This window comes from Sulfitobacter sp. EhC04 (assembly GCF_001650875.1).
In the GTDB taxonomy this organism is placed as follows: domain Bacteria; phylum Pseudomonadota; class Alphaproteobacteria; order Rhodobacterales; family Rhodobacteraceae; genus Sulfitobacter.
Window position 1 is genome coordinate 19,469 of sequence record NZ_LXYI01000037.1, and the last position, 17,934, is coordinate 37,402.

Below are 17,934 nucleotides of genomic sequence, written 5' to 3' on the forward strand. Positions count from 1 at the left end.
TCCCCGATGAGCGTCGTCACCTATTTCGTTGAAACCTCCCAAGGCTATCTCGACACCGCGGCGGAAACCCAATTCGGGTCGGTCGCAGCAACAGTCGGCACGCTTCTGGTTTTGGGAACAACACTCGTGGTGATCCTCGTCTTCCTGAACATGATCTACCAGTACAAGGCGATGGACGGCCGCACGGCCTTCTGGCTCGCGGTCAAGATCGGCCTTATCGGGATATTCGCGACAAACTGGGTGCAGTTCAACGCCCTCTCCTCCGCCATCCTGGCCGGGATCGACAGCATTGCGGGGGCGCTTGTCGCCTCGGTCGGTGGCGGTACCCCGGGGCCCTCTGGCACGTTCGCGGAAGAATTCGACCGGTTGATCGCCGAGTTGGGGGACTATTTGAACGCCGCTGGTTCCGAGTTGAACTGGATGGCCGGCGCCATGCTCGACATCGTCGGTGTGCTTCTACTCTCGATCCTCGGCGGGCTGGCCGCCTTCATCCTCGTGGCTTCTCGACTGATGATCGCTCTTCTGATCGGGATTGCCCCGGTCATGATCTTCCTAACCCTCTTCGAGGTGACCAAGGACTATTTTGCACGCTGGCTGTCCGCCCTGGTCTCCTTCGCGCTTTACCCTATCGTCGTGGCCGGCGTGTTCGCAACGATCACTGGCGTCTCTTCCGCTCTGATCGGTGAGCTTGGCGACCCGGAAGGGGCTTCAAACATAGGCGCGCTCATCCCCTTCTTCATGATGGTGCTCATGGCCAAGGGCTTCATCATCGCTACGCCCTTCATCGTCCGCGCGATCTCCGGCAACATCATGATGCCTGCCCTCTCCGGTGGCCTAGGCGGCGGTTACAGCTTCGCCCGCGCCGCAATGGGCAGCCAGCAGGCCTACAATCGCTACCTGATCGGCGGTGCCAGTGGTGCGGAATACGCAGCCCTCAGGACGCGACAGTTCTTTGGCGTGCAGCAGATGCCTGTGCGGCAAGGCATGGGACAGACGGGTCAGGCAAGCGGCACTCGGTCACCGGGGGCAGGGTCTCAAATGCTGGCTCAACTGGCCCGACTGGGAAGGTTGGGGCGGAGATGATGAAGCTTTGTTTTGCAAGGCTACCGAGCCATGGATGAACGGCGGTCCCATAAACATTCACCAGTAAAAACGGTACCACTAGAGCTGGTTCAAGCAGTCCTGCGCTCAGCAGTGAATGGAAGATCTGTCGGGCTTGAAGAGGCAATACGTGTCCTGGATTGCGATGCACATCACGCCAACCGCGTCTTGCGCCATATGGCCGAGGCTGGGTACTTGGAGCCTGCCGATATCCTTGACGGTCTGTATTATTGGCAACTAACGCCGAACGGAACTCGCCTGGCAATGGAACCCAAGCGAAAGCGTATCGGACACGATAAGGTTCAGACCATCATTTCTGAACTTCTTGCTCGAGCCAAGGTCATCAACAGCGATCCGAACCGCCTGCAACGTATCACATTGAAGCTGTTCGGCAGCGCGCTCGAGGAGCATGACGACTACGGGGACGTGGATGTTTCGATTGCGTATGTGCGACGCCAGCTAAGTGATATCGAACGTGAGCGCCTCGAAAACAGACTGAAAGCCCGTCAAAGCAAGTCAGACCGCCAATCCTTTCACGGACGCCTCATGGGGGCGGAACGTCAGGATACGCGCGAGATCATGGCGTTCCTGAAAAAGGGTCTGCCACATCTTTCGCTCATGAATGATGATCCTATGGACCTCGGGACACCGTACCGCTGGCTGGTCGACCACGACGTGAAAACGGACAGACCAGATGATGTTTCTGACGATATCGTTCGACCCAACGGGCCTTCGATCCTCGACCAATACCCGAGGAAACCGCTACCGCCCATCACACTGCTTGAAGCACGACACAGAACCATTTCCGCGGATACCAAAGTTGCGATTCATGACTTACACATAGGTTTGGAGGACGCAGCCACGCTCGAGGAACAAATGTGGTCTCCGAAGGTCACGCGCGAAGGCGCTTTCATTGCCAATGACATCAGAAGTCAGAAGCGGGTCAAATTCGCCGGGTTTCAGCACCTATGTCCGATCTGGAAGAAAGACCTCGGCGGCGTAGCGATGCTGAAGGAAGCCCTCGACTGGTGCGATGAACATAAGGTTTGGGTCAGAGACCTATATCCGGGAGTTTCAATCCAACGGTCCGACCGGACACATATCATACGCCTCGGGTGGGGCCATGACCTGATCTATTTCAATGTCGGCGGTAAATCGACAACTGGGAGCCTGCTGCCCAGAAATAGAACACGCGTTTCCAAAATTGACTTGGCCGGAGCCTATGCGGTCGGAAGGGCACTTTCGAAGATGTATGATGAAAGCAGGTCCGCGAAAATGCCATGGTTCAGCGCTGACATTTTGCTTCCGTTAGTCGAGCTAGACAGGCTTCCAGATTTCCCTCGGCTGCATAAAACGGGCGCGTTTAGAGAAGGTGCATTTCAAGGTCTGCGGGAGATCACCTTCTTCTGAGCCGGGATCATACCCCCGTGTGCACCAACGGGCCACTAAGCCGTGGATTGAAACTAAACTTGCTATTCATCTCCAACCGCAAGGTGCAGGAGCCCGTCGACCCGCTCCAGACCGGCCGGCAGCAACATGTTTTCAAGCCATCCGATCGCTTGTCCGCGCTCACTGCAATAAGCGAAGAAGGCCCTTTGCATGGCACGCGTGAAGGCGACAAAGAAGGAATTCAGCTCTTCATCCCGTCCGGGTGAAAGGCTCCACCAAGTCTGTGCATCGAGACCGAAGAAGATCATTGTGTGAAACTCAAGACCCTTGCTTTTGTGGATCGTCATAAGTGGCACCTGGCCTATGCCTTCGAAGCGATCGAGAGCGTCTGACCAAGCGTCCACAGCTTCGGCGCATTCGCAAAACAGCGTGATGAACCCTGTCCGTACCCGTTCGAAGTCCGCGTCCCGTCTATAGGCGGGAAAAGCCTGGCGCAGCCGATCGGCACCGACAAATTCAAGGGCGATCTGAAACACATTTGCCGCGCTCTCGCCATTCTGTTCGTTATCGCGCATAGCCGCACGCAAAGTGGAGGAGAATTCTTCAATACTTCGCTGCAGCCGCTCCTGGGCTCGTTCATCGCCAGTATCGATGGCGAATAGCGCTTGCAGCTGTTCTTGAGTGGCGTTCCAGGCACCCGGGCTACGTTCACCAGTACCGAGCCTCAAGAGCGGTATAAAGATACCTGTCAGTTCTTCGGCAAGTAGTTCCTGAATCGCAATTCCACCAACACTACGCGCCAAGTTTCTGATCTTCAGGCCTTGCGCTGCAAATACGTCCGTCAGTTCGGCTTCAACATCGTCGGCGCGCATACGCACGAGAATGGCGCAATCATGCGGCTCCAGAATGCCGTGCTCAATTTCTCTATCGATCCAAGCCGCGATTTGCTGTGCTTCCTGCTCGCGTGTATCGAAACGCCAAAGCGCAGCGACCTGACCGTCGACGGCGCGCTGCCCCCTGGCTTCAACGTCTTCTACGTTTGGATCGATGCGCTCCGCAATCACCTGTTGAATGGCGACCAGATCCGCATGAGACCGCCAGTTAAAGCGTAGCGCTCCGTTCACTGCATTGAAGTCAGAAGCAAATTCCTGAAAGGCGTTGTCCATCGCCCCGGCCCAGCCCATAATGCGTTGCTTGTCGTCGCCGACGGCTGTGAAAACGGCATCACTGCCATGAAAAGCACTCTTCACCAGATCATATTGTGCATATGTCGTATCTTGGAATTCATCGAGGAAAACGAAGGGATAGGTGAGCTGCAGGGCACGCCGTATCGCGGGGTTCTCGCGCAGCAAATAATCGACAAGTCTGTTAATCATGGCAAACGAGAGCAACGTACCGGTTGGACGCTCCAATTGCTCCTGCCAATAAGTATGAAGTAGCTCGCGCCAAGCCGGTGGTATTCCCTCCGCATCGAACGGAAGCGGCGCGCGTGCGATCGCCTTTTCGAATTTTTGCCAGCCGATGTCACGCCGACCGCTCCTGGTGAGGAAGTCCTCCAAATCATCGCGCCGCGGAAACCCAATTTCATAGTTGCGGGGCGGCCCAAAGGGTTGAGGGATCGCGGCCCGAAAGCGGTCTAACATATTTTTGGTGAACGCATCGAAGGTAAGCGAGTGAAAACGGCGCGCCTGATCGGGCGGACAACGCTTGCCTACGCGCGCCTTGAGCGTCTGTGCAGCATCCCTTTTAAAGCTGATGGCCAGGATGCATTTGGGCGGCAGACAGATGCCAGTTTGCAGGAGGTATGCTGCTTTTTGCGCTAGGAATTCTGTCTTGCCCGCGCCTGCGCCGGCGGTAACGCATACGCTTCGGTCCGTTTCGCGCAGCGCTTGCCACGCGCCCGGCTCGAGATCGTCGACGCCCTGAGGCCTCCAATCATCGGGAAGCACCAACATCAATCTGCGCCGTTCTCGAGACCGAGCTTCATTTTGACATGTTGAACCAGCGCGCACAGTTCAGGCGGAGCGTTTGCGGCAAGATCTGCCTTCGGAATGCGATTAATCGCGGCCAGATGCGTTTCAGGCTTGCTTCGGCTCAAGAACAGGTATGGATACCAGATAAAGCAATCATCCCACTCAGGATCGTAGAGACCAGCGTTCCCGCCCTTTTTGAGAGTGGCGGCTTTCTTGCGCTCCAAGGCCTCTTCACTGTCGTCAGGACCGTGCGCGCCCGGATCGAGCTCCTTATAGGCGTCTGGAAATGCCGCGAGCATCGCGAAGTCCAGATCGAGTGGATCGGAGAAAAAAACACCTTCGTCTTTCAGCGCCTGCATCCAGTTGTTTTCAGCAAATCCATCAGTCATCTCTTCGTCGGACAGGGCAGGAAGGTTGGCGAGCTCGACCACTTCCATCATCACATCCAAGTTGTTGCTGAGATCGTTTCCAATTTCGGCGAGCGATCCGACGGTCGCCCTTATCGTGTTCGCACCGCCATGTGAGCGCCCCAGGTCGAGATCAATCAGCGTTGCATGCGGTATCTTCAGCGCGTCAAGAAGCCGCCAAAAGTGATCGACATGGCGACCGCCGAGCGGCACAACAGGCACGAAAGAAGGATCAAGAGGGACGCCCATCGCCTCCGCGAGCAGAGGCAACACAATTCGTTCGGAGTCCCCCTCGCCGAGGATGACGAACCGCGCGAAGTAGAGCTCCGGATACGCCCGCACGGCGAGCCGGACATACTTACCCGCCTCGGTCGCATCGTCAGGTAGCGTCAAAGATTTCACCGATGAGGCCCTGCTGGTCGTATCGAGCCGGAAGTAGCGCACCTCGTCCGGCTCGATACGGCTCAAAATGCTAGCGCTGTGGCTAGAGATCAGTACTTGCGCCGAGCTGAGCGCTCCGATGTCGCGCGCTTGGTTCATAATGCGAGAGAGGAAGAACGGCGACAGGCTGTTTTCCGGTTCTTCGATGGCCAGAATCGTAAGATGAGCACGCCGCAGCTTTTCCTGATCGAACGGGCTATCGGCAGCGGCCAGTCGCAGAGCATCTTTTTCGGTTTCAAGCGTCGCCGCAGTTAGAGCTATATGAAACAGAGAGCGTTGACCGTCGCTTAGGTCGACAAGCGCCCGCTCGCGACCGGCCTCATCGGGATGGAATGCAAATTCGACGCGCCTGACCAGTTCCTCGAGCCGACTTTCCACAAGTCTGAGCACTGGCGTCGTATCTGTGTCGGCTTCGTGGACCTGCCGCCAGCGCTTCGTAAGCCGCTCGACGATGAATTCTGCGGGTGCTTCGCGCTCAAAACGCTTCTGGATGAGCTTGGCTCCGCGCTCGGTCGTCTTGGACAGGCGATCCGACCATTTCGCAGCCCGCCACAAACGCCCCTTAAGCAAATCAGTGACACGATCCGCCGGATTACGGGTCGCCGGCACATAAACAAGTTGGATGGTGCCACGATCAACGGCGGCGACCCTTTGGCACTCATCCCAATCGTAATCATCACCGAGCGTACCAATCCATCGAATGTCCTCTTCCACCGTACCATCGGGCGTTCCGTCATCCGTCCAGACTGCCTGCAGGCGCATGCGCGCTTTAAGCGGTTCTCCAGGGCCGGTTGCTGCCATATGGTTGAAAAAATCCGGCACGGCGTCGGCCGCCGCCGCCTCGTCAAGACCGTCTAATTCTGGGAAGGACAGGATACACTCGATCGACAGCGTCGCTCCAGGATCGAGCTCGGTTTGGTCAGGCCTAAGATGAAAATCGCGTGTCTGGATCTGTCTTTCTGCACTTGAGACACCAAAAAGCCGTGCTAACGCCTGAAGCGCCGCCGTTTTTCCGGCTCCGTTTCCGCCAACCAATGCCGTAACCCCGTTCTCAAACCTGAGAGTTTCAGCCTCTGCGCCGAAGCATCGGAAGTTCCGTATAAAAAGTGTGTCAATCTTCATCCGAATTCCCTAGCGTTCTATTTTCTCAAATCGGTTTTCTGCAAATTCCCGAAGGCCCAAGAGGCTCTAAATGTACTTCCGATAGTCACTGCTGACCTTTTGCCCCGAGGGAACGTATTTCAATACGTCACCAACCTTACGGGCTGCTCGGATCGGAATCGGCAAGCGTTGGTTCATCTGGGTCGAGTTCCAGTTCACCTTCGTGAGGCTGAAAACTTCCTTCGCAATCTGTTCGATTGTGCTCTCGCTTTGCGGGTGTGGACAGAGCAACAGGGGGTTCGGGACATAGAGGCCAGGATAGGTCCCATAGTAGGGAATGCTGCCGTTGGTATAGAGCAGCCCATTGCCGTCCAGTTCAACGAAGGTGCCGCGGAGGACAGGGAAGTCGCCGTCGCGCAGCACCTTGACTGAATAGCTCTCATGAATCCAAACGAGATCGCGCAGTTCCACACCTGCCTCGTCGAGCGCCTTGCCAACACCCTCGGCCTCGTCCTCGCGAAAGCGCGACGTCTTCATGACGATCACGCGTGCCGGCATCGTTCTATGGACCGACTTGTAGGCGGCCAAGGCGCTCTCGGTAAGCTTGTGAGCCTCATCGATAGTGAGGAACGGGTGGCGACCCCGCGACTCTGACTGTGCAGGACCGCCTCTAAGAATAAACCCTCTGCCCCGCTCGTCGAACATTTGCGCAGCACTGGTCCATATCTCGTCGGTTTCGGCATCCTTGAAAAAGCTGATGCCAATGTAACAGGCGGTGAACTCGCCTTCTTCCGGCAATCTGCGCCAGGGCACCTTGCCGCTGCCCTTATAGTAGAGCGTCGTCATAAGGTTCCATGCGAGGTCAGCTCGGTCTTGGGTTTGGCGGTCAGAGTTCTCCTTGATTTTGCGAGGGATCTTGGCATCGGGGTTGATGACATCCTCCCAAACAATCTGAATTGAGAATCTGAGGTCCATCGCTCTGGCCTTGAGCAAGCCACGGAAGTTCGGAGAGGTTTCTCTGCCAGCTTTCGCGTCGGCCGCTTCGTCCTCTATAACTTCGTCATCGCGCGCCCGCTCGTTTCTCCAGACCCGTTCGATCAACTTGACAGGGAGAGAAACCATGACCACGTCCGGCCGTTCATGATGCGCCTCCAGCTTTTCCAGTTGCGCCATAACTGCGTCGACGGCCATCTCCACAGCACGCGCATCGCTCGGTTCCTTGGCAATCTTCTCGATCTGACCTTTGGTCAGTACTCCATCTTCGGCAGCCACCATTTCAAACCGGCACCGATAGGGGTTCTGGTTTCTCAACCCGGGGAAATCCGGGTGCAGGTTCGGGTGCTTTTCGGTCTTACCCTCGAACCCATCTTCGATCGCATTCAGAAACTCGCCTGATTTTTCGACGGTCAGAGCGCTGCCAACAACGCCGACTTTGATCGTGTCCCCCAGGTTCGTTTGCAACGGGCCCGCCTGTAGCAACCCCAATCGTGGATCAGGATGATGGTGTTGGTCACCAAATTCCAGTTCAGGCTCCGGGAAGATCTTTGTCTTGAAGTCGCTCATAGGTCGAAGCTGCCTTGTTCATTCGAGCCGGACGGCTTCCTCGACTTTTGCGCCTTCGCGCCCCACACGTCCTCGGGCACACTCTTCGGCAGTTCGATGGAAGGCGGGTCACCAAACTTGATGATACGATCCGTCTTGGTGTCGGGTGCCAGCAGTTCGCCGGCATCTTCAAATTCCAGACCTGACAGCAATCGATGCCACATGATCACCTGGCCTCGAACGGTGCTGTTTGTGTCGAGGCGCTTCTTCCCGGACAACAAGGCATCCGGATAGTTGAGCGCGCGCGCTCCATCCGAAGTGAAGTAGTAGGATGGGTTGATGATCAGGTACCATTGGTCCGCCAAGCGCTCGAACCGGGGATGGAATGAATGGTGCCGCACATAGTCGATGGGCCCCTCCCCCTTCGACTTCTGATAGACGCTGACAACGTCGGCCTGTGTCTTCTGCTTCGCACCAAGATAGCGAAACTTGCGCCCGACGCCTCCAGGTGTCGGCAAGAAGTAGAACTGCTTTTTCTTTCGGTCCCATCCAAGCAAATCCCGAAAGTCATGCGCCAGAGTATGTCGCAACAGGCCCGCAAATTTGTGCTGGTGATCTACGGCGTCGTGTTGTGCCAGAAAGTCGGTTTCGATCCGTTCGACCTGATCCCGCTCAACTAGGTCGCGAACGGGTGTGGTTAGCGGGTCGCAGAATGTCCAAAGCGAGGTTTCATCGATCATCCAATCGTACCGTTGGCCTTCCCAGACCTTATTCATCCGGGCGAGCGCCTTCTGGGTGGAGAGCTGTGTCTGTGCGACGAAGATTTCCTCAGGAAGCTGCAATGGCACCATGTTGATGATCGCGTCCTCCCCTCCCCCAAGTGGCGGGACGTAGTAACCGTGTCCTTGCTTGGCGACGGTCAGGGCAGCGAGGCGATCCTTCGCACGTCCGTCCAAGACGTCGCGCTCCTTGTCGAACTGCAATGTGCGTTCGGCCTCGCCAACGAGGTTTTCGAGCGACTTCCAGAAGAATGTGTCATCTAATTGCCTGTAGAGAACTAGGATGACGGGTAGGTTGGAGCCACGCCAATAGTCGAAATCTGAAGCGCGGACACGATAGGTGAAACCGGCGTTCGTCTCGCCGACATAGCTGCCACGCTCAGTAGCCTTGACCTGAACGGCAATCATCTTCGCAGTCGGCTGATCATCGTCCATCACCTCAGCGATGCCGTCTATCCCTGCTTCCAACCGCGAACGCCCATCGAATTGGAACCCAATTCGCAAGAATTGAAGATTAGCCGCCTTCTCCCCGATTTCGCCAATTCGCTGGCTGGTTGTAACTTTCTTATTCACATCTCGATTCCCGAAAACAGGCTTTTCGAGATGTAACACTTTATCTGGAGCAACATAAGGGAGGAGCAACAAGATATGGAGGTTACCCTTGCAAAGGGTCAAACCTGATAGAGAGCGAAATCTCAGACTTCTAGAACGCGGCTGGTGACCACCTCTTACTGCATCAACTTCTGGATGCGACAACCCATCAAGTTAGAGCCCCTGTGTTAGGGCTGTCTCCAACTCGCCCAAATCATGTACGGCCGTTCGTACCTGCTCGACATCCGCATCTTTCACCGAACCAAGAGCAGCCACTTCCCCCCCAAAATCCATTTCAATCTGTCGCTGTTCCTCGGCGATAACGGCTTGAACGACCGGCGAAGTTTTCTTTGGAGCGACATCAGTTTTCCCTGACGATTGGCCATCAGCAGCCTGGCGTTCGGCCTCAACGTCGGCCTCGGATCCGCCAGACCCGTCCAGTGGCGGTGTCATCGGCATGGCGCGCATGCTCAGCGGCAGCGTGCCTTGCGGCCCCCCTCCCCCCGGCTCTGGAAACGGCAACTCGCCTGTCTGCGCCGCATGGATGGACTTAAACAGCCGGTCGTCAAAATACTGGATCCGCTTCGCCCGGACAGGCATCTGGGCATCGATCACCATGACGATCTCGTCGAGCGGCAAGCGGCGCGCCTCATCTTCGGGCAGCAGAGAGCTCTCTTCAGTCCGTGTAGATTGGCTGCGCCCTTCGAAGGGGTTCTTGCCGATAGACTGGGAGCGCGTGATGACGGTCTTCGTGGTCTTGCCGACCGCCTTGCTCAGCTCCTCGACGGTTTTTTCATCGGAGGGCGTCAGGTAGAGCTTCACGCCCGCATTCCCCTGCAAGGCGCGGCGGGTGTTTTCGCCGTAGATTTCATCGAGGGCGGGGATGGTTTGGGTGACAACGGCGAGGTGACCACGATAGGTGCGCAGTGTCTCGATGCTTTCGACCACGATGGGCATTTTGCCGAGGCGATTGAACTCGTCGAGCATGATCATCACTGGCCATGGCTCATCCGGCCCGGGGTCCTTTTCCTGCATGGCCGAGAGCAGGTCAGAGAAAAAGAGCCGGATCAGCGGCGCGAGCGGCTTCACCATCAACGGCTGAACCACGAGGTAAACCGAAAAGGGCTTCTTGCGGATCGTCCGGAAATCAAAGTCCGAGACTGCCGTCGCTTCATCGATCGCCGGGTTCTGCCACTGGTCCAGCCCCGAGGTCATCAGGAGCGAGACGTAAGACGTCAGCGTATCGTTGTTGGTCGACGCGAGCCGCGTGAAGATCAGCTTGGCGGCCCTGTTGTCGACCTCATGGCCCCGCGCGAAATACTCTTTCTGCTTGTTCCCACCCGAGGCCGCGATGCGATAGATTTCGCCCAAGGTCGGACGCTTGCGCTGGAACGCCAACAGGCCTGCCGCCACGAAGAGATCGATCCCGCCCTTGAGGAGACCCTGCACCCGGTCGTTGTCACTCTGCAAGAAGAGCGTCGCGAGGAGCTGCAATTCCATCTGCTGGCGTGCGGGATCTTTCAACTCAAAGATGCGCAAGAGCGGGTTGTAGCGATGCGTGCGCTTGCCCTCCCAATCGGTGGGGGCAAAGCGATAGACCTTGTCGCCTTGGGCTGCGCGGTGCCGGGCCGTTGCCTCGAAACACTCGCCCTTCACATCGAGCGTCACGGCGGAGCCTTGCCAGGTCAGCAGGTTCGGAATGACAAAGCCCGTGGTCTTGCCGCGGCCCGTGGGGGCCACGATCAGCGCATGGGGGAAGACCTTGGAGCAAATGTAATTGGCGCGGGAGCCCGGCGGCCCCAGCTTGCCGAGGATGAACCCGGTGCCCGGCGCCCCGAAGAAGCCATTGGCCTTCATCTCGCGCGCAGACTGCCAATGGGTCTGGCCAAAGCGTGTGAGAGCTGACCCCGAGAGGGCGAGGCTCAGCATCAGGCCGGCGGCGGCGAAGCTGCCGACGATCAGGTGAATAAGTTGGGCGTCCTCGGGGCGGCGATCGAGGATCGCCAGATAGTTCTGCGCGATATAGGCGAAGTCGATCTCTGCCCCGAAGCCGAGATCCTGGTAGGTCAGCACCGCCGAGGCGATGGTATAGCCCATCGCCCCGGTCACCAGCGTCACCAGCAAGACGCCGGTTGCGATCCGCGCTTTTCCCATGGAGGCGCTCAATGGACCTGACCCCGCTCGGTCTCGCCATCCACGTCTGTCGCGCGGTGTTTTTCATATTCGGTGTCGGCAAGATCATCGACCACCTGGCGCAAGGCCTCCGTGTTGGCCGTCGCTGCATCCGATTGCAGGTAAACCTTGGCGACATAGAGCCGGTCGAGACGGTCCTCGAGAACCTTTTCCAGCGCATCGGCATCGCCGGATGTGAGCCGCTCAAGTTGACGGTTATCAAGCACCCGCGCGATCTCGTCGCGGAAGGCGTCCCGCTCCGCCTCGGTCTCGAAGGGCGCAGACAATTCCCCGGCCCGCTCATGGTCCACGACACGCGCAATCTCGTCTGCAAGGCGGTCGGCACGGTCAGACCGCATCGGCGTTCCATCGCGGGTGGCTAGACGTTCGTCACGCGTGCCAACCCCAAGCCCCTCGCGCAACTCGTTGTCGCGGCGAACCTGATTGATGGCCTCCGTGTCCCGGATCTCGACGACAGCCGCATAGGTTGCACCGAGCCCACGGGCGAGATGGGACGGCATGTCCGGATAGCGCGCTCGCAAGTCATCCGTGACTGCATCCGCAACGGGCGTGCGGAGGTCGCGTCCCTCCATGATGCGGTCGACCTCGCTGGTGATCTCGCTGGCGCGGGCCGCATCGGTGATGGTCTCCCTGTAGGGCTCAGACCGGTCGATCACATCGCCAGGGCGTGCGAGCAGATCTGGGTGTGCCTCGAGATACGCGCGCTGCTCCGTCTCGATCCGGCGCTCCGCCTTTGAGACAACCTCCCAATCCCGGTCCTCGATCTGCTGCGCTGTCAGGCCGTCTGCGCGCATCTCCTGACGGATTGTCCCTTCCATCGCCCGCACCGCGTCCTCATGATAATGGAACCGCTCGCTGACCGGTTCCGCTTCCATGACACCATCCCGGCGCAGCACGGTCTCCCGCTCCAAGAGCGTGCCAAGTTCGACGTGCACATCGTTGAGAATGTCGCGCGCCTGTTCCAGATCGGCGCGGCGTTCGAGGTTCAGATCGCGCGCCTCAGCCACTTTGGAGAGATCATTGGCGATCCATTGATGCTCGAGCGCTGCATTTGAGGCGCCCGTCTCGATCCGGGCCACCACTTCCGATGTGCTGATCCCGGTGCCGTGTAGTGCCGCGTCAATGCGCGATCTCAGATCGGGCTCTGCCAGACGCTCGCGCTGGCTGGCGTCAATATTGGCCTCGGAATAGATCCCGCCCTCCGAGGGGGTCTCTGACAGCGTGGATGATCGCAAGCCGAGAGGCTGCATGTGCTGGACCTGCGTCTGGATCTCGATGAGGCGTTTTTCCAGCACGGGACGTTCCGCGTCAGACTTCTCGGCGATCATGCCCTGCACCCGCGCGAGCTTTTCCGCATAGAGGCTTCTCAGATCCTCGAAGCTTTGATCCTCGGCCATATACACATCTCCTGTTCGGTCCACCTGCCCGCCATGCGCGAGCACCTCGCCCGCGCGAAAAAGTGCCGCGGCGATGTCTTCCCGGGCCTCCCGGGAGGCCTCTGCGGCAAGCGAATGATAGACGGTTCTGGTGTTGGCGATCTCTGCCAGCGTCCGGGTCAGGTCCTGCCCCACGCGTTCGCGCTCGCGGGGCGCGCGGCCCTCGTCTTTCGCGGCGTAAACCTCGCTGGTGCGGGCCGGGTAATGCACGACGCCGCGATCCACCCGCCGCGTGGCCTCCAGCCGTACACCATACTTTTCCGCCTCCTCGACCATGGCGAGGCGGAAGTCGTCATAGTTGAAGCGGTGGTTGCGCCCCAGAAAGAAGAACTCGCCTTCCTGCGAGCGGCGGTTCAGCACCAGATGCGCATGCGGGTGATCGCGGTCCTCATGCACCGCGATGATGTATTCGAAATGCCCCTTATCGGTTTGGAAGAACCGCTCGGCCACGTCCGTCGCGATGTCGCGCACATCCTCCCCGCGCGTGCCGATGGGGAAGGACATGAGCATGTGGGTGGTCTGCCCAAGCTTGGGCTTGAAGCCCGCATCCCACCGCTTGGCAAAGCGCTCGGTCAGATCCTTGATGTCACCCGCCTCGAGCTTCGTCTTGCCATCCAGGAACCCGCTACTGTCGACGATATGGGTAGACTTGGTGGTAAGGTAGTCGAGCTGGTTTGCGAGCTGCGATTTGGTATGCGTACCCCCGCCCCGGATCGCCTTGAAGACCGCTGGCCGATGCCCCGCAGCCGCGCGCACAAGCTGGGTCTGCTTGGCCACGTGCAGACCTTGCATCGAGCCCCGGACGCGGCTCCAGCCATCCCGGAAGACCTCGCCTGTGACGGCATGGACGGCATCATTCAGCCGCATGGGCAAACTCCCTCAGCGCGGCCGTGGCCTGCAGCTGCATCGCGTCACGACGGCGGCGCAGAAGCAGATCGATCTCGTCAGCGGAATCCAGGATGAACCGCGCCAGCCCGCGCATCTGCGCAAGGCGCAATTCGGTAAACTCCGGGCCAGCCCCCTGCCCCTGCCGGTTGGCCTGCGCCATCTGCTTGGCGATCTGCGCGACCCCATTACCGACCTCGTGCAGAGAGGCGCGGTAGCGCGCCATCTCTGCTGCCATCTGCGCGTCCGGAACGAACACCCCACCCGCCGCCTGAATGAGCCGCCGCAGCCCCTCGGCCCGGCTCTCGATCCCCGCCTTCGCCAACACCGCGTCGAGCGCCGCAAGCTCCGCAGCCGTGACCTTCACACTGACCGCTGAGACCGGAATTGCGGCATCCGTCTGGCGCTCGGCATCGGCTTTGAGCGTGTACTGGATCGCCCGCACCGACACGCCAAACCGTTCCGCCAGCACTGAAGTGGAAACGCCTTCCGCAGCTTCGCGAACGATCTCCATGCGGTCCGCATCTGTGAGACGTTTTGAGCGAGACATGCGAAGAAAGACCCCCTATTTCCTGCCACCTTCCACCAAGGCTGCCCCTACCTTACGATAATATACCAATCTGTCAATTATATACTTACGTCGCCTTCAGTCTCAGGCAGCCTTGGTGTCCGCTTCACGCCGCGGCCCGCAGGGACGCGGCTCTGCCGCCCTCACCACCGGGCGACCCACCTGTCCTTGGGGTCCCGTCCGCCAGCCCCGCCCGAGGGTCTGGCCGAACACGCATGTGTTCGGACCGAACCGCGGGCGGGCGCAAACCCCACCGACAGGGCGGTCAGGCAGGGTCAAGGAGGGCCAGATTTGGCTTGCCAAATCTCTGCCGCAAAAACCGGGAGGCCTTGGCCGATAGATTTTTGTGGATGGCCCCCTTGAGGCTGACTGGCCGGTCTGTCGCGGCCTGATCATTCCGGGGAGAGTGCGTCCGTTGAACGCGCAGGGACCGGCATCCCTGGAACAGGGATCGGGCCGCCCCAAGATCATCCTGGGGCGGCCCATCCTCGTCAGAGGATTTAGTCCTGGGGATCTTTCGCGCTCGGCGGGAACATCACCAGCTCCGAGACCGCGACCAGGAAGTCGAGCTTGAGGCTGAAGAACTCCGAGCCGTCCCCGTTGCGGGTGTTGCGGAACATCGCGCCCACGCGCTGAAAACGGGTGCGCTCCTGGCCATCGGTATCGGTGAACTTGACGGGGACGGTGGCGACGTAGTGGTTGGTCATTTGGGTTACTCCTTGTTGCGATGGGGATCACCCGGCACGGGGCAAGAGGCCCGGTCGCAAGCGCAAATGCGGAGGGTCCGCGGCTAGCCGTGGAAGCCGTATTTGTGCTTGCCGAAGCGTGAGCTGAGGGCACGAACGGGCCGACCCCGTGCGATCCACATCGATGAGCAAAAGGAGAGACCCAAATTTGTGCCGCCACTTTGCAGTTGCGTTCGCACCCGTCGATACCGGTCTGAGGTGGCTTGGTTCGTTCTGATCCAATGCATCTGGATAATGATCCGTCACGCGCATCACGCTGCGGGTCAGCGTTCAGCCGCGCGCGATGATCCGTCGTCTGTGTTGGGTGAGTGCCCCTGCTATCGGCACCAGGATTGAGGGGGTGGGGGACAGCTGGTGCGGCCACATCGGTATGGCACGGCCAAACCTTCAGCAATGAGCGTACTGCCCACGTCCCGACCGTCAACGAACAACGACCCACAAAGCCGCCCGAAATTGCATCGATCGGTGCCTTCAGTCCCGGGCCGGCAGGAACAGGCCACGCGCTCAAATTCAATTGACGCCGCACCCCGCACCAATTGACCAAGACGCGCTGTTGCCTGTTCCCCGACCTGGCGCTCTGCAGTGCAGGATGGTCTCCATGTCTCAGGCGCGTTAAACCCGACGAGACGCACGTTCGCTGTCATGCCTCGAATATCAATCGTATCACCATCAATGATCCGCACATCGCTGGCTCGAAGCGACCGGTCTTGCGAGGCGGGTCGCTCTGCAGGTGGCGCGACCGGCGATAGGAAACTGGAAGACATCCAGCCCACTCCCAAGTTAGACCGAATTTGGGTCCATTGCCCTTCATCGCGAAGCATTTCGACGCGAGTCCCTTCGCTCAAGACGCCCATCACAGCGTTCGCGGTAGACGGCTCAGAACGTTGGTTGACACGTGTCCCTGTCACATAGACGTAAGTGGTGTTTGTCGTTTGCGATGTGGGAATTGCTGACGGACTGTAGGGCGTGGATCGTGAACTCGACGTCTCAAACAATGATCCAACCAACGCGAAGAACCCGACAGCGATCACCAACGGCACCATGATTTGGCGTTGAGCCTTGCGCACGGCACGCCGAGGTGCGGTGATTGCGCGGCTCACGGAGATCGAACGGGGTCTCGCCTGAACGGCTCTGGGGCTGCGCTTTGGTGCTGGTTTCGAAGTGCCGTCGTCGGCAGCTGCCCTTGTCTGGGCCGGTTTTTCCCCTTCCAGTTTCAGGACTTTGTGCAGGCTGGCGTACTGAGCTTTGCTCAGACGCGTCTCCGTCCCGTGACGCTCAAACCGTTCAGCCATGTTTGTGAGAAAAGACACTTCCCAATCGTTTGCCTGCCCGGACCGCAAACGCGCATCAATGCGTGATTGGATCTCTTTGGTGCGTTCCGGAGAAAAAGGCATTGAGGAAAAACCTGTTCGGGTGTTGAGCTGCGCAACAAATGTCTTCTGCCGCACGGCCACATTAAGCTGTGATTGCATCGAGATACCATCCAGCCATTCCCAAAAACAGATTGGCCGGATTGCGATCACCAAGCCTGTCGATGCCCGTTGCTGGAGCTCACTGCGATACCGCCGAGGTTCGCACACAACTGGGAAAACAACGAAAGGGCCGCCCGAAGGCGACCCTCTCTCTTCAATCCTGCGACGCCTTCTTCGCCGGGTCCGCAACCCGCATGACCGTCAGGCCTTTCGCTTCCGCCTTCTGCCCGAGGTTCAGCGCGACCCCGTTGCCTCCGAAGAGAACAACCCCCGTCGCCGCGAACTTGTCGTCCAGCATTTCGTCGTTGCACTTGAACGGTGCCGCCCGCCCGTGCGCGGACCAGCGCGGATCAAAGCGCGCTTGTGCTATCCCGCGTGCCCGGGCCCACCGGGCCGCAATCATCTCGGCCCCGTGCTTGCCACCCTTGTGGCAGAGGAAGATCTCCTGATTGCGGTTCTGCTTGATCCGCTCGCGAACCTTGTCGAGCGTGTTGAAGATCACATCGACATCGGTCCAGTCGGTGGCACCTGAGACGATCAGGGGCACCCCCTCGACTTTTGACTTCGCGGCGGTCTCGCGGTCGTGCTGCTCAAGGAGTTGCCGTGCCTCGAAGACCGCCCCGGTCTCCTGCGCCCGGACACTCGCGCGCGACCCGGCTGCCGGGATGAAGGCGTGGCCCGTCTCGATCTCGTAACATTCCGCCGCCGCCTCGCTCATCACCTCGATGGCGCCGACAATCTCGCGCAACTGCAGGAAGCGCGCCTGCGCCTCTTCGAGCGCGGTCTCGGCGATTTCCGATCCGTCGTGGGATTTTGCCAGCGCGCCGATCTTGTCGGCGGTGCGGTCGACCTCCTTGCCAAGCGCCACCTTGCGGCGCTGCAGGATCGTCGCGAGCCCATGGGCCAGCGGTTCGATTTCTGCTTCGAGCCCGGTCCCGCGCAGCTGCCCGAGCAAAGCCTCGAAGCTCTCGCGGATGATGTGGTCGGTCAGGACGTGATCTTCCGGGATCGGCAGCTGCGCGTCCTTCTCGGTCAGTCCGAAAAGCTCGATGGTCTCGTAGGTGTTTGCGGTGTCGTAAGCCATGTCTGGTCTCCAGTATTCGGTTGTGGAGCCACCACGTGAGTGTGGGGGCATGGCCGAATGCCTGGTTTCCGAATCTGCCCGGGTCAGGGACGGCGCAGCCGCCGGCTTGCCGGGCGCAAAAGTTTTCTGCGCGCAGCACCCGACACATGCGCACCCTCACGCACGGGACCGCCCCGCACCACTGGCGCCGCCCTCGCCGAAAAGTTTTGCGATCCTTGACGCGGGC

At 59.3% G+C, this 17,934-nt stretch carries 12 protein-coding genes; 2 read left to right on the forward strand and 10 right to left on the reverse strand.

Translation table 11 applies throughout. The annotated features are described in order from the left end of the window. Nucleotides 1-6: 6 nt before the first annotated feature. Together A8B82_RS15820 and A8B82_RS15825 are read left to right on the forward strand one after the other, a co-directional pair. Nucleotides 7-1,083 (forward strand): type IV secretion system protein, encoded by a 1,077-nt coding sequence (locus A8B82_RS15820; protein WP_067294455.1) that lies wholly within the window; start codon nucleotides 7-9, stop codon nucleotides 1,081-1,083. Nucleotides 1,084-1,113: 30 nt separating this feature from the next. Then, the gene (locus tag A8B82_RS15825) at nucleotides 1,114-2,511 is read left to right on the forward strand and encodes a hypothetical protein (protein ID WP_138069785.1); all 1,398 of its coding nucleotides are present in this window, start codon (nucleotides 1,114-1,116) and stop codon (nucleotides 2,509-2,511) included. Nucleotides 2,512-2,573: 62 nt separating this feature from the next. Here the strand turns inward: A8B82_RS15825 and A8B82_RS15830 are convergent, their stop codons facing one another. The 10 genes from A8B82_RS15830 to A8B82_RS15870 all read right to left on the reverse strand — a co-directional run bounded on the left by A8B82_RS15830 (nucleotide 2,574) and on the right by A8B82_RS15870 (nucleotide 17,708). Then, nucleotides 2,574-4,445 (reverse strand): UvrD-helicase domain-containing protein, encoded by a 1,872-nt coding sequence (locus A8B82_RS15830; protein WP_067294461.1) that lies wholly within the window; start codon nucleotides 4,443-4,445, stop codon nucleotides 2,574-2,576. Continuing rightward, nucleotides 4,445-6,433 carry an ATP-dependent nuclease gene (locus A8B82_RS15835; RefSeq protein WP_082899336.1) on the reverse strand — a complete coding sequence of 663 codons (1,989 nt, stop codon included), beginning with the start codon at nucleotides 6,431-6,433 and terminating at the stop codon, nucleotides 4,445-4,447. Before A8B82_RS15835 ends, A8B82_RS15830 begins: the two co-directional genes overlap by 1 nt. Nucleotides 6,434-6,499: 66 nt before the next feature. Beyond that, nucleotides 6,500-7,975: an argonaute/piwi family protein gene (locus A8B82_RS15840; RefSeq protein WP_066010375.1), complete on the reverse strand. Its 1,476-nt coding sequence runs from the start codon at nucleotides 7,973-7,975 to the stop codon at nucleotides 6,500-6,502. Beyond that, on the reverse strand, nucleotides 7,972-9,306 hold the full coding sequence (locus A8B82_RS15845; protein WP_067294501.1) for a DUF4365 domain-containing protein: 1,335 nt from the start codon (nucleotides 9,304-9,306) through the stop codon (nucleotides 7,972-7,974). The genes A8B82_RS15840 and A8B82_RS15845 overlap by 4 nt, the downstream gene beginning before the upstream one ends. 192 nt (nucleotides 9,307-9,498) lie before the next feature. Next, nucleotides 9,499-11,478 (reverse strand): type IV secretory system conjugative DNA transfer family protein, encoded by a 1,980-nt coding sequence (locus A8B82_RS15850; protein WP_067294463.1) that lies wholly within the window; start codon nucleotides 11,476-11,478, stop codon nucleotides 9,499-9,501. 8 nt (nucleotides 11,479-11,486) lie between these two features. Next, the gene (locus A8B82_RS15855) at nucleotides 11,487-13,820 is read right to left on the reverse strand and encodes a relaxase/mobilization nuclease domain-containing protein (RefSeq protein WP_067294466.1); all 2,334 of its coding nucleotides are present in this window, start codon (nucleotides 13,818-13,820) and stop codon (nucleotides 11,487-11,489) included. Further along, on the reverse strand, nucleotides 13,807-14,388 hold the full coding sequence (locus A8B82_RS15860; protein ID WP_067294469.1) for a helix-turn-helix domain-containing protein: 582 nt from the start codon (nucleotides 14,386-14,388) through the stop codon (nucleotides 13,807-13,809). The genes A8B82_RS15855 and A8B82_RS15860 overlap by 14 nt, the downstream gene beginning before the upstream one ends. A 518-nt stretch (nucleotides 14,389-14,906) precedes the next feature. Further along, complete coding sequence (locus A8B82_RS15865) at nucleotides 14,907-15,113, reverse strand: hypothetical protein (RefSeq protein ID WP_067294472.1); 207 nt, start codon at nucleotides 15,111-15,113, stop codon at nucleotides 14,907-14,909. A 356-nt stretch (nucleotides 15,114-15,469) separates the two neighbouring features. Further along, nucleotides 15,470-16,624 carry an SH3 domain-containing protein gene (locus A8B82_RS24830; RefSeq protein ID WP_082899337.1) on the reverse strand — a complete coding sequence of 385 codons (1,155 nt, stop codon included), beginning with the start codon at nucleotides 16,622-16,624 and terminating at the stop codon, nucleotides 15,470-15,472. Nucleotides 16,625-16,778: 154 nt separating this feature from the next. Further along, entirely contained in the window at nucleotides 16,779-17,708 is a 930-nt protein-coding gene (locus A8B82_RS15870) for a DUF2493 domain-containing protein (protein WP_067294475.1), read from the reverse strand. Nucleotides 17,709-17,934 lie beyond the last annotated feature (226 nt).

Bases quoted from the DNA above. Each gene is read 5' to 3' on its own strand.
- A8B82_RS15820 (WP_067294455.1), top strand. From the start codon at position 7: ATGAGCGTCGTCACCTATTTCGTTGAAACCTCCCAAGGCTATCTCGAC.
- A8B82_RS15825 (WP_138069785.1), top strand. From the start codon at position 1,114: ATGGATGAACGGCGGTCCCATAAACATTCACCAGTAAAAACGGTACCA.
- A8B82_RS15830 (WP_067294461.1), bottom strand. From the start codon at position 4,445: ATGTTGGTGCTTCCCGATGATTGGAGGCCTCAGGGCGTCGACGATCTC.
- A8B82_RS15835 (WP_082899336.1), bottom strand. From the start codon at position 6,433: ATGAAGATTGACACACTTTTTATACGGAACTTCCGATGCTTCGGCGCA.
- A8B82_RS15840 (WP_066010375.1), bottom strand. From the start codon at position 7,975: ATGAGCGACTTCAAGACAAAGATCTTCCCGGAGCCTGAACTGGAATTT.
- A8B82_RS15850 (WP_067294463.1), bottom strand. From the start codon at position 11,478: ATGGGAAAAGCGCGGATCGCAACCGGCGTCTTGCTGGTGACGCTGGTG.
- A8B82_RS15855 (WP_067294466.1), bottom strand. From the start codon at position 13,820: ATGCGGCTGAATGATGCCGTCCATGCCGTCACAGGCGAGGTCTTCCGG.
- A8B82_RS15860 (WP_067294469.1), bottom strand. From the start codon at position 14,388: ATGTCTCGCTCAAAACGTCTCACAGATGCGGACCGCATGGAGATCGTT.
- A8B82_RS15865 (WP_067294472.1), bottom strand. From the start codon at position 15,113: ATGACCAACCACTACGTCGCCACCGTCCCCGTCAAGTTCACCGATACC.
- A8B82_RS24830 (WP_082899337.1), bottom strand. From the start codon at position 16,624: ATGCAATCACAGCTTAATGTGGCCGTGCGGCAGAAGACATTTGTTGCG.
- A8B82_RS15870 (WP_067294475.1), bottom strand. From the start codon at position 17,708: ATGGCTTACGACACCGCAAACACCTACGAGACCATCGAGCTTTTCGGA.